Here is a 12,360-nt window from a genome sequence, read left to right on the forward strand (position 1 = left end):
CGACATGACTGACCAAATTGCTGTATTTACTAACGTCGGTGAGCGTACCAATGTAACAGGCTCGGCTAAGTTTAAGCGCTTGATCATGGAAGAAGATTACGAGACCGCTCTCGATGTTGCCCGTGAACAAGTAGAAAATGGCGCGCAAGTGATTGATATCAACATGGATGAAGCTATGTTGGACTCAAAAGCGGCGATGGTAAAGTTTTTAAACTTAATTGCCTCAGAGCCTGATATCTCAAAAGTACCTATCATGGTCGACTCATCTAAATGGGAAGTGATTGAAGCAGGCTTAAAGTGTATTCAAGGTAAGGCCATTGTTAACTCAATTTCACTTAAAGAAGGTGAAGAGCCATTCATCCGCCAAGCTAAGCTAATTAAACGCTTTGGTGCTGCTGCGGTGGTTATGGCGTTTGATGAAACCGGGCAAGCAGAAACTGCTGATCGTAAGTTCGAGATTTGTCAGCGTAGTTACAAAATACTCGTTGATGATATTGGCTTTCCGCCAGAAGACATTATTTTTGACCCAAACATTTTTGCCGTCGCAACGGGCATTGAAGAGCACGATAACTACGCTGTTGAGTTTATTGAAGGTACGCGCCGAATTAAGCAAGGCTTACCGCACTGTAAAGTGTCGGGTGGTGTATCGAATGTGTCGTTCTCGTTCCGTGGTAATAACCCAGTACGTGAAGCTATTCACTCAGTGTTTTTATACCACGCGATTAAAGCGGGTATGGACATGGGCATTGTAAATGCGGGCCAATTAGCGGTTTACGATGATATTCCCGAAGAGCTGCGCAAAGCTGTAGAAGATGTGATCCTCAATACCGACCCAGGTGCCGGTGAGCGACTTGTTGAACTTGCACCCAAATACTCTGGCATGGCGCAAGCAGAGAAAGTTGAAGATTTAGAGTGGCGTACTTGGCCTGTTGAAAAGCGCCTTGAACATGCACTAGTAAAAGGCATTACCGAATACATCGATGAAGATACCGAAGAGTGCCGCAAGAGCAAAGCTAAGCCTATCGAAGTGATCGAAGGCCCGCTTATGGACGGCATGAACGTAGTAGGTGACTTATTTGGCGCAGGTAAAATGTTCTTACCTCAGGTTGTTAAGTCTGCTCGTGTGATGAAGCGCGCCGTAGCCTATCTTGACCCTTTCATTGAAGCTGAAAAAGAAGAAGGCGCAACCAATGGTAAAGTGGTTATGGCAACCGTTAAGGGTGACGTACACGACATTGGTAAAAACATTGTAGGCGTGGTACTGCAATGTAATAACTACGAGGTTATTGACCTTGGTGTGATGGTGCCGGCAGAGAAAATTTTGCAAACCGCCATTGACGAAAAAGCCGATATTATTGGTTTATCAGGGCTTATTACCCCTTCGCTTGATGAAATGGTGCATGTTGCGAAAGAAATGACCCGCCGTGGTTTTGAATTACCGCTACTGATTGGTGGTGCAACAACCTCTAAAGCGCATACCGCGGTTAAAATTGAACCTCAGTATGATAAAGGTGTGGTTTATGTAAATAACGCCAGCCGCGCTGTGGGTGTGGTTTCTAATTTATTGTCGAAAGAGTTAAAGCCGGCATTTTTAGAGAAAACCAAAGCTGAGTATGAAAAAGTACGTGAACAACAAGCACGTAAAAAGCCGCGCTCAAAACCCGTTACTTTACAGCGTGCTCGCGACAACGCTGTAAAACTCGATTGGGACAACTACACGCCACCTGTGCCGAAAAAACTGGGGGTGACTGAGTTTAAAGATGTTTCGATTGCGACGTTAAGACAGTACATCGACTGGACACCTTATTTCATGACGTGGTCAATCGCTGGTAAGTACCCACGTATTCTTGAAGATGAAATTGTAGGTGAACAGGCTAAAAGCTTATTCGCTGATGCCAACGCAATGCTTGATGAGCTTGAGCAATCAGGTGCGCTACAACCTCTAGGTGTCATTGGTTTATTCCCTGCAAACCGAGTAGGGGATGACATTGAGATTTACACCGATGAGTCGCGTACAACGCTTTTAACTACAGCGTGTCATTTACGTCAGCAAACAGAAAAAACCGACTTTGCTAATTATTGTTTAGCTGATTATATTGCGCCAAAAGGCACCCCTGATTACTTTGGTGCTTTTGCGGTTACTGGTGGTCTTGAAGAAGACGACCTTGCCGATGCCTTCGATGCTAAGCAAGATGATTATAATAAGATCATGGTTAAAGCCGTAGCAGATCGCTTGGCTGAGGCATTTGCTGAGTACTTGCATGAGCAAGTACGTAAAGAGTATTGGGGCTATGCGGTAGATGAAAATCTATCGAACGATGAACTTATTCGTGAAAACTACCAAGGTATTCGCCCTGCGCCAGGTTATCCTGCTTGTCCTGAACATACAGAGAAGAAGAAAATCTGGCAGTTACTTGATACCGAGCAGCGTATTGGCATGAAGCTAACCAGTTCATATGCAATGTGGCCGGGTGCGGCGGTTTCTGGTTGGTATTTCTCTCACCCTGAAGCTAAGTACTACGCTGTAGCGCAAATTCAAAAAGATCAGGTTGAAGATTACGCTAAGCGTACCAACATGACTCTTGCAGAAGCTGAGCGTTGGTTGTCGCCTAATTTGGGCTATGAACCAGAATAATAACCTTTAGTTATTAGCTTTTGTTTAAATTAAAAACGAGCCCACAAATGGCTCGTTTTTTTATGCTCATTTTTTATCATACTTTTTTCTTTTTAATTGTTTTAATACTGGTAAATTCCTTCTAATTTATATATTTGTGTTAAAGTTATACCAATTCGCTTAATAAAGTGGTCTATTTTGAGGCAATAAAACCTCGTTGATAACAAGGCAAAAATTTCGTTATTTAGTTGTTCTAAATCAGAAATTTTTTTGTTCTAAATCAGAAATTTTTAACGCAGGTAGCGACAGGTTTAATCCCTCAAAATGATTAAGTATTATTGCGGATTGGTATTATTGAGATTGATCAAGAAATCTAAGGTGAAATTGTGATTGATACAGTGAATGCAAGTGACAAAGATAAAGCACGATTTTTACGTGTTTTCGCATTTATTGGTTCGATTACCTCGTTTTTAATGGCGATCACCAGCTATCAAGATGGTTACCATGCCCTTAGCTATTTATTGATTATTGGCGGCTTTGTGTTTGCCTCACCTTTCGTCATTAAAAATCGTGACGAAACCATCGCAGTACTTATGCTGTACGCCCTCTATTCGATGATGTGTTTTTTAATTGTCTCTGGGGGGAGCAATGGCACTGGGCCGTTATGGCTGTTTATTGTATCTCCTGTGACATTTTTTATTCGTGGCTTAAAGCGCGGAGCGTTCGATCTTATCTTGCTTGCCAGTATTATCTCTGTGCTTTTCTATTTTACCGATCAATTCGGTTATTACAGTTATCCGAGTCACTACTTTCCGACACGTGTCATGCTGTGTTTCTCGATTTTATGTATTTTGGCTGGCTTCTACGAATATTACCGCAACAAGTACAGTTTGCAGTTAATGGAACAACTTAAGCTTAATCAAAAGCTTGCACGTACTGATGCGATGACTGAACTCGCTAACCGTCGCTACGCAACTGAATGCTTGCAAGATAAGCGCTTTGGCGAAGGGGCAGTGTTCTTGCTGATGGATGTTGATAACTTTAAACAAATCAACGATACCTACGGTCATCAAGTGGGCGATGAGGTGCTAATATTTTTCGCTGATGTCTTTAAAGAAGTGTGCACAGAAGAAGATGTTATTTCCCGTTGGGGCGGCGAAGAGTTTTTAATAGTGATCCCAACAGGGTATGAGCTTAGAGCCAGAAAAGTAGCTGAAAAAATCCATAAGAAGCTTGCTGAAAAGCCATTTACGAGCGGCCAGCATCGTTTTAATGTCACCTTAAGTATTGGCTTGTACGTGCGCGTTGCTGATGAGAGCGTGGATCACTGTTTGAACATTGCCGATAAACGGCTTTACCGCGCTAAATCGCAAGGTAAAAATCAAACGGTTGCTGAAGCCGATTTAGCAAAGCATGAGCCTGCTTGATAAATAAAGCCGCAATTAGCGGCTTTATTTATTGCTCAAATTAATGGCTTTTTTCAAAGTCGCTGACTTCATGCTCAGCTTCTTCCTTAGATTTACCGTATTTTTGCTGAAGTTTACCAACCAGCTCTTTACGGCTACCTTCAATTTTATCTAAATCATCATCGGTAAGGTCACCCCATTTACGTTGTGCTTTACCTTTAAGCTCTTTCCAATTGCCTTCTAAACGATCGCTGTTCATCATAATCTCCTTACTTTGTTAAACATTCATCTTAGTAAGAGCAATCGCTGTACCAATTTGGTGAATTTCATTAACTGATTGATTTATAGTTGTTTTATGCTTTTACATATAATGAGTGGAATTTATAAGTTTGCAATTACTACGTAGTTTTTAGAATCAGCCTGTAATATTTTCTGTTGCGCTAGTTTTTAGATACTTAGTGGCTCTTAGAGGTATAGCGATTGATTATCCGCGTGTATTCTTCAGTTGATTTTAGTTTACGCAAGTTCTCGTTAAACAGGTCTCTTAAGGCTTCGTCTCGAAATAAAAAGCCACTGGGGTTTTTGCCAAACAACGCAAATCGTTGCACAGGTTTAGAGACATCAATTTCGTCATTGATATTAATTAATGCTCGATAATAATCAAAAATTTTACCGTCCATCTGGATCACCTCGTAGCGCTCTCGATACAAAAGCTGTACTTGTGCAAGTTGATCATAGGTTTCTGCGTATTGTGGGTTTTCTCTGGCCATTGCTTGATATTCTGGTGTGAGTAATTCTTTTGCACCTTGCCATGAAAGAACACTAAAGTGTTTTAATTGTGCAATAGAGCTAAGCTGCAGGTTTTGCTTGGCCAGACTAAAAGCGAAGTTCTCGTAGCTGTAAGCAATATCTGAAAAGTAACCGCTCATTTGATGGGTTTCGATAACTTTTTCATTAATATCAGACACAACATCAACTAAGTTCTCAGTATACAAAGGGATCCGCCTTGCATAGGGAACGTAGACAAAGTGTATTTGATAACCGTGAACACCGAGTGTCGCACGAAGTAAGTCAGGAATTATGCCTGTGTTGTCTTCAACCATGACCCAAGGGGGTAGTGTATTGCCAAGTGCAACCGTAATTTTTTGCTGACTAAACGCTTTTTGAAACGGGAAAACTAAAAGTAGCAAGGTGATTAAAATACGGGTGTAAATCCTGAACAAGTTAATTCCTTATTCTGATTTTTGTTTGGTCGTTTAATCAAGAATAAGTCTAAACTGGCAGAATGCAATGTTTTCACTTCTAAAGCCCGAGATAAAAATAAGCCTATAGCCATCGCAATTTTTAGTTTTTTGATACAATGCGCGAAAAGAAAGTAAGAGATACCTAACGTGCTGCCAGTTCAAGATATTTATCAATCCCTGTTAACTACATTACAGAGTAACCCAATGGCCTTATTGCAAGCGCCACCGGGAGCGGGTAAATCGACATGGCTGCCTCTTACCTTAATGCGCGAAGGGCACTTTAAACGCATTGTTATGTTAGAGCCAAGACGACTGGCTGCACGCAATATTGCCCAGTATTTGGCAAGTCAGCAGAATGAAAAAGTCGGTGACAGTGTCGGCTTACGCATTCGTGGTGAATCAAAAGTAAGTTCTACAACTAAACTCGAAATTGTCACCGAAGGCATGTTGACGCGTATGTTGCAAAATGACCCAGAGCTTAGTGATGTAGACTTACTTATTTTTGATGAGTTTCACGAGCGCTCAATTGCCGCAGATACGGCTTTGGCATTTGCCCTCGAAACACAGTCGGCACTTCGCGATGATTTAAAAATCTTACTGATGTCGGCAACCCTAGATGGCGATCGTTACAGTAAGTTTTTCAGCTGTCCTATTATCTCATCACAAGGTCGAAGCTACCCCATTGATGAAGTGTATATTCCACTTAAAGACGAAAGCCGTTGGCTCGATGACATACCTGCACTAATAAAACAGGCGCTTAGTGAGCAAGCGGGCAGTGCTTTAGTATTTTTACCAGGGCAGCGTGAAATCATGCGCGTTCAGCAGTCTTTAAATGATTTAGGTGATAGCGTCGAAGTATTTAGCTTGTATGGTGAGCAAAATAAAAACGAGCAACAAGCTGCTATCGCGCCTGCTAAAAATGGCAAACGCAAAGTGGTATTAACCACCAATGTCGCTGAAACCAGTTTGACCATTGAAGGAATACGTATTGTGGTTGATAGCGGCAAACGCCGTGCTGCCAATTTCAATTTAAAAACCGGTGTTACAGAGCTTGTTACGCAAAGTATTTCTCGTTCTTCTGCCATACAGCGCGCTGGTCGTGCTGGGCGAATTGAGCCGGGGGTTGTGTATCGATTAGGCTCTAAGCAAACCTTTGAGCGCCGTAACAGCCATGATGCGCCAGAAATTCTGACCAGTGATATTAGTCAGTTGTTATTAGAGGCAAAGCAGTGGGGGGCATCACTTGCTGAGCTTAGCTTACTCGACCCACCTAGTCGCCAGCAGATTAAACAGGCAACGGCACTTTTGAAAATGCTCGAAGCCATTGATGAAAATGAAAAGCTAACACCCCTTGGCAGCCAAATGCTGAGCTATGGAGCCGATATTCGCCTCTCGCATATGCTCATTAAGGCAAAGCAACTAGAGCAGCGCATGTCTGGTATTTATGTATTAGCGGGGTATTTAACTGCACTGCTTGAAAGCCGTATCAGTATGCCAGCTGATCTTAATTTGGCATTACATAGTCAGCACAGCAAACCGCACCCAGTATTTAAGCAGCAATTAAATTATTGGCTATCGCGCTTGCAACTCAAGCCGGTTAATGAGCTTAAAACAGAGTACTTGTCGCTGCTGGTGGCGCTTGCTTTTCCAGACCGCCTAGCCAAAAAGCGCGGAAATGGTTATTTACTTGCCAATGGTGCAGGCGCCGATTTAAGTGAGGAGTTTTGGCATAACGATGACTATATTGCCATTGCGCATATGGGCGGTCATAAGGGAAACCGTGTTTTTGCCGCTGTTGCCTTTTTGCCAAGTGAGCTTGAAGATGAGCTTTCGCATTTATTTACTGAGCAAACTCGCTGCGAATACGATGAAAAAGCAGGGCGTTTTATCCATCAAGATGAGCTCAAGCTGGGTGCCATCACCATAGCGAGTCAACCAAGTAAACAGCCACTAGATAAAAACGAGCGCACCAAAGCTTGGTTAAATTTATTTAGTAAGCAGGGCTTTTCGGTATTTAATGAACAGCCCGATAGTGAGCAGTTACTTATTCGAATGAGCTTGGCAAGTAAGCTGTTACCAGAGTCATTTCCGCGTTTAAATCATGATGATTTAATTGCCGATAGCCAATGGCTTGCACCTTATTTGGATGATATTAAAAACCTTGAACAATTAAAAAAGTTCAATTACAGCGAAGCGATTAAAAGCTGTTTTGATTGGCAGCAGCAAAGCTTATTGAATGAGCACCTGCCCTTGCGATTAACGGTGCCAAGTGGTTCAAATGTAAAAGTGACCTATCAGCTCGATGGCCCTGCGAAGCTTAGTGTACGCATGCAAGAAGTGTATGGCATGACCAGCACGCCTTTGCTAGCCCAAGGTAAACTGCCATTATTAATGGAGTTATTATCACCAGCGAGGCGACCGCTACAGTTAACTCAAGACTTAGCTAACTTTTGGCAAACGAGTTACCGAGATGTGCAAAAAGAAATGAAAGGGCGTTATCCAAAACATTTTTGGCCAGACGACCCAGCCACCAGCCAAGCGACTAATAAAGTAAAAAGTAAGATGTGATTTTAATGAAGCTGAGTGCTTAGCTCAGCTTCATCACTTGCCTTAGTTCTGCACGCTTCATAAACCGTTACAATTTCAAGCCTTGTTTTGGTTTCTCTTTTGTTGGTTGTTTAGTAGTCTAATTGAGTCATTAGTAAAAAAGAGAAATCCTGTGTCTGCAGCTATTACCCTTGCTCAATACGTTAAAAAACGTACAGGTGTGCCTCTTGGCCATAAAGATTCGTTGCGCAATATGCTGATACGCTCGCTGGGTGCTAGCTCGTTTTATTTATTTTGGCGATATTGGAATCCGGTGTGGAGCTATTACTTATCTCGGTATGTAATGAAGCCTTGCAATGACATTATGCCGGCTTGGTGTGCCCTTGTTTTGACTTTTGCTGTCAGTGGGGCGCTGCACGATTTAGCGGTGAGTTTAGTGAAGTTAAAGCCACTATTCTTTTTTACTCCTTGGTTTACTGTGATGGGCGTGTTGGTATTAGTAAGCAAGTACAGCCAACTCCAGTTTAGCTCTGCTCCTTGGTGGTTAAGAGCGCTCGCCAACATCAGCTTTATTGTATTGAGCTATTGGTTGACGAGCCACCTTTTTTAGCGCGTTACTGCGTTGCTAAAGGGTAATCAGTGTAACCTTTAGCACCGCCTCCAAATAAGGTATCTGGATCATGCTGCGCAAGTTCAATACCTTGCTCAATACGTGCTGGCAGATCAGGGTTTGCAACAAACGGGCGACCAAAGCCAATTAAATCAGCCCAGCCTGCGGCTAATGCTTGCTCTGCTTTCTCGCCAGTGTACTTTCCTGCATAAATCATTAACCCAGCATAGTTTTCACGCAGTGCTTGCTTAAAACTTTGCTCCATTAAAGGCGCATCATCCCAATCAGCTTCGGCAATGTGCAGATAAGCAACGTTGAGATCACTGAGTACTTTTGCTGCGCCAATATAGGTTTCAAACGGGTTATCATCGACCGTACCATTGAGGGTTGTGAGTGGAGCAAGGCGCACGCCAACACGCTCAGCGCCAATTTCATCACAAACCGCTTGTGTCACTTGTTGTAAAAAGCGTAAGCGGTTTTCTAAACTGCCGCCGTATTCATCAGTGCGTTGGTTTGACTTTGAATCAATAAATTGATTAATTAAGTAACCATTAGCAGCGTGAAGTTCAATACCATCAAACCCTGCATCAACTGCATTACGGGCTGCTTGGCGGTATTCGTTTATAACCTGTTTGATGTCGTCATGGCTCATTGCGCGTGGCTGTGCTGTGGCAACAAAGTCAGGTTTGTCATCTTCATCAATAAAAACTTTTACGTCTTTAGCTGCAATAGCAGATGGCGCGATTGGTTGCTCGCCACCTGTGTTACTTGGGTGAGATACTCGGCCAACATGCCAAAGCTGAGCGAACATAATGCCACCAGCTTGATGAACTTTGTCGGTTACTTTCTTCCAACCGGCAATTTGCTCGGCAGTGTAAATACCCGGTGTCCAAGCATAACCCTTACCTAGGGCTGATATTTGTGTGCCTTCGCTGATAATTAAGCCAGCGCTCGCACGTTGTGCATAGTAGTCGGCCATTAACTCATTGGCGATATCACCCGGTTGTGATGAGCGAGAGCGGGTCATCGGTGGCATAACAATGCGGTTTTTTAATGTATGACCGGCAAGTTGTACAGTATCGAATAATTTGTTCATTACGGCTCCTTGAAAGCGAATATGCTTTCAGCATAACGAAAATTATTTATGAAATTAATGCCACTAATCACAAAACACTTTTGTTAAAAGTGCAAAAACTAAAGCGTTAACCTGGGTGCTATAAAGTCTAAAAACGCTAATACTCGTGATGACACACCGCTGTTTTGATAATACACCGCATGCACTTTTTCGCGGCGATTAGGGCTCAGTACCTCGCCTTCGAGCACTTTTACTAAACGGCCTGCTTTTAAATCTTCGTTGATCATAAATTCCGACAACAAGGTAATGCCGTGACCTTGAATACAAAGCTGGCGCACAGTTTCACCACTTGATGCACTGATTGAAAATTTAAGGTCTAAAGGCGTGGTTAGCGGCCAGTGATTTAAATGCGGCGCATCGGTAAAACCAATAAGCTGGTGCGAGGATAAGTCGGTTAGCTCGTTTAATGGCGGTGCCGCTTTTAAATAATCAGGGCTGGCAACGAGCTGTAGTTTGCTAACTCCCAAAGTGCGCGCATGCAAGTTTGAGTCAGCGAGTTCGCCAATACGAATAGCAATATCGGTTTTATGCTCAAGTAAATCGATAATGTTGTCGTGGCTGGTGATTTCGAGTTTTATATCAGGGTAAGCTTGGTTAAAGGCTTTTAAATGTGGTGCTAATTGGTGAAACACAAAGGGGCTTGCAGCATCGACTCTTAATTTTCCTGATGGGGCGCAGTGCAAAAGCTTTAAGGCCTCTTCGCCTTGTGCGAGCTGACTCAGTGCTTCTCTAGCATAGCCTAAAAATAACTGACCTTCTTCGGTCAGCTCAATGCGCCTTGTAGTGCGGTTGAATAAGGTAACGTTTAAGGATTTTTCGAGCCGAGTTACCGCCCGTGATATTTTTGCTACTTGCTCATCTAATGCATTGGCTGCACTTGAGAACCCGCCGGTATCAACCACGCTAATAAATGCTTCTAAATCTTGGGTGTTGGAGATCACGCTCATGGTTTTACCTTTTCATTTTTGACAAAAGTATTTTGTCACTACTGCTATTTTTTGCAAATTTAATTTTAGCCACAATAGCCGCACTTTCAAAATTAAACAGAGGATATGTGATGCCAATAGCATTACTTGCGTTAACTCTCAGTGCGTTTGCCATAGGCACCACTGAGTTTGTGATTGTCGGCTTAGTGCCAACCATCGCTGATGATTTAGCGGTTTCGTTACCGAGTGCCGGACTACTTGTTAGCTTGTACGCATTAGGGGTTGCGGTGGGGGCGCCAGTATTAACCGCGCTTACCGGACGCTGGAATCGAAAACATGTATTACTTAGCTTAATGAGCCTATTTGTAATTGGTAATTTACTGGCTTGGCAAGCACCTAGTTATGGTAGCTTGATCACCGCAAGGATTCTAACAGGCCTTGCCCATGGGGTGTTTTTCTCAATTGGTTCAACGATCGCTACTGGGCTTGTCAGTAAAGATAAAGAAGCCAGTGCCATTGCGATTATGTTTACGGGGTTAACGGTTGCATTAGTAACCGGTGTGCCATTAGGGACTTGGATTGGTCAGCACTTTGGTTGGCGAGCGACCTTTTTAGTGGTGTCTTTACTGGGCTTAATTGCACTTGTTGGTAGCGCGTTTTTAATTCCTAGCAACTTAAAGCAAAGTAAACCGGCGACTTTGGGTGAGCAGCTAAAAGTAATGGTTCAACCTAGGCTTTTACTGGTGTACTTGATGACCATACTTGGTTATGGCGGCACATTTACTGCCTTTACATATTTAGCGCCCATTTTAGAGCAGCAAACTGGTTTTGCATCAGCCACCATTAGCTTAATTATGCTGGTATATGGGGTATCGGTTGCTGTTGGCAATATCTACGGCGGTAAATTAGCTGATAAAAAAGGCCCCATTAGTGCGCTGACCATTATCTTTAGTGCTTTGAGTATTGTGCTGTTAGTGCTGACCTTTACCATGCAATCTAAAGTCGCTGCGGTACTGACCATACTTGTATGGGGGGCATTTGCGTTTGGTAATGTGCCTGGGCTGCAAGTTTATGTGGTTAAACTTGCCGAAAAGTTCACACCCAATGCCGTCGATGTGGCCTCAGGGTTGAACATTGCAGCGTTTAATATCGGGATTGCGCTAGGTTCAGTGTTAGGTGGTGTTGTCGTTGAAAACTACTCATTGCAAGACACTGCTTGGATTGGCGCTATCATCAGTTTAGCGGCGTTAATTGCAACACGATACAGCGGCTATTTAGATAAACGCGAGATCCCAAAGCCACAAACAGCTTAAAACTAAATTGTTGATAGTTTGATGCTTTGTCGTTATTTTTGGTGCGTAGTTTGATTATTAGTCAATAACTAAAACCACAAGGAATAACGATGAAGCACCTTTATTTTCTAGCTATTTGCCTGTTCAGCACATTTAGCAGCCAAGCAAAGCAAGTTAACCCAGAGCTCACATCATTAGCACAGCAGTACTTTAATACCATGGTTGCAACACAAGCACCCAATGCCACCAACAAAGAGTTAGAAGCCTTTTTAGCTTTATTAACTGACGATGTAGCAAACCAACACTTACCTTATCAAACAGATGATTCAAGGGAGCCAGATGGCAAAGCGATGATGCGTAAAGGCATGACTTTTTACCTTGGGGCGCACACTGAATATCAAGCAAACTTACTCGATACCTTTATTTTTAATGATTCTGCCATTGCCTTGCGTTATACCCATCATGCTAAAGGTATACACCCACAAAACCAGCAAGAAATTGAATACACGCAGACCATTATGGATGTGCTCGAAATAGAAGATGGCAAGATAGCGGTTATTCGTAAATACCACGAATGAGCTTAGCT

Annotated in this window: 10 protein-coding genes; 6 read left to right on the forward strand and 4 right to left on the reverse strand. The window is 42.9% G+C overall.

Annotated features, from left to right (window positions below):
* Nucleotides 1-4 precede the first annotated feature (4 nt).
* Together metH and J8Z28_RS04625 are read left to right on the forward strand one after the other, a co-directional pair.
* A complete protein-coding gene (gene metH, locus J8Z28_RS04620; protein WP_055020658.1) occupies nucleotides 5-2,635 on the forward strand; it encodes a methionine synthase in 2,631 nt (876 codons plus the stop codon).
* Nucleotides 2,636-3,000: 365 nt separating this feature from the next.
* A complete protein-coding gene (locus tag J8Z28_RS04625) occupies nucleotides 3,001-4,041 on the forward strand; it encodes a GGDEF domain-containing protein (RefSeq protein WP_250659981.1) in 1,041 nt (346 codons plus the stop codon).
* Between the two features lie 40 nt (nucleotides 4,042-4,081).
* On the opposite strand, the gene J8Z28_RS04630 is transcribed toward J8Z28_RS04625, so the two are convergent.
* Nucleotides 4,082-4,279 carry a CsbD family protein gene (locus tag J8Z28_RS04630; protein WP_250660375.1) on the reverse strand — a complete coding sequence of 66 codons (198 nt, stop codon included), beginning with the start codon at nucleotides 4,277-4,279 and terminating at the stop codon, nucleotides 4,082-4,084.
* Nucleotides 4,280-4,475: 196 nt separating this feature from the next.
* Nucleotides 4,476-5,243: a substrate-binding periplasmic protein gene (locus J8Z28_RS04635; RefSeq protein WP_055020661.1), complete on the reverse strand. Its 768-nt coding sequence runs from the start codon at nucleotides 5,241-5,243 to the stop codon at nucleotides 4,476-4,478.
* A gap of 168 nt (nucleotides 5,244-5,411) precedes the next feature.
* Between J8Z28_RS04635 and hrpB the strand changes: the two genes are divergently transcribed.
* Both hrpB and J8Z28_RS04645 read left to right on the forward strand, forming a co-directional pair.
* Nucleotides 5,412-7,832, forward strand: a complete 2,421-nt coding sequence (gene hrpB / locus J8Z28_RS04640; protein ID WP_250659982.1) for an ATP-dependent helicase HrpB — start codon at nucleotides 5,412-5,414, stop codon at nucleotides 7,830-7,832.
* A gap of 151 nt (nucleotides 7,833-7,983) precedes the next feature.
* Nucleotides 7,984-8,421, forward strand: coding sequence for a membrane-bound O-acyltransferase family protein (locus J8Z28_RS04645; protein ID WP_054562283.1), 438 nt, complete (start codon nucleotides 7,984-7,986; stop codon nucleotides 8,419-8,421).
* Between the two features lie 4 nt (nucleotides 8,422-8,425).
* Here the strand turns inward: J8Z28_RS04645 and J8Z28_RS04650 are convergent, their stop codons facing one another.
* Together J8Z28_RS04650 and J8Z28_RS04655 are read right to left on the reverse strand one after the other, a co-directional pair.
* Nucleotides 8,426-9,517 carry an alkene reductase gene (locus J8Z28_RS04650; protein ID WP_250659983.1) on the reverse strand — a complete coding sequence of 364 codons (1,092 nt, stop codon included), beginning with the start codon at nucleotides 9,515-9,517 and terminating at the stop codon, nucleotides 8,426-8,428.
* Between the two features lie 98 nt (nucleotides 9,518-9,615).
* Nucleotides 9,616-10,503, reverse strand: coding sequence for a LysR substrate-binding domain-containing protein (locus J8Z28_RS04655; RefSeq protein ID WP_055020665.1), 888 nt, complete (start codon nucleotides 10,501-10,503; stop codon nucleotides 9,616-9,618).
* 110 nt (nucleotides 10,504-10,613) lie between these two features.
* Here J8Z28_RS04655 and J8Z28_RS04660 point away from each other — a divergent pair, with 110 nt between their 5' ends.
* Together J8Z28_RS04660 and J8Z28_RS04665 are read left to right on the forward strand one after the other, a co-directional pair.
* On the forward strand, nucleotides 10,614-11,795 hold the full coding sequence (locus tag J8Z28_RS04660; RefSeq protein WP_054562280.1) for an MFS transporter: 1,182 nt from the start codon (nucleotides 10,614-10,616) through the stop codon (nucleotides 11,793-11,795).
* Between the two features lie 89 nt (nucleotides 11,796-11,884).
* A complete protein-coding gene (locus J8Z28_RS04665) occupies nucleotides 11,885-12,352 on the forward strand; it encodes a nuclear transport factor 2 family protein (RefSeq protein ID WP_250659984.1) in 468 nt (155 codons plus the stop codon).
* Nucleotides 12,353-12,360 lie beyond the last annotated feature (8 nt).

The organism is Pseudoalteromonas sp. SCSIO 43088 (genome assembly GCF_023650795.1).
Lineage (GTDB): Bacteria > Pseudomonadota > Gammaproteobacteria > Enterobacterales > Alteromonadaceae > Pseudoalteromonas > Pseudoalteromonas shioyasakiensis.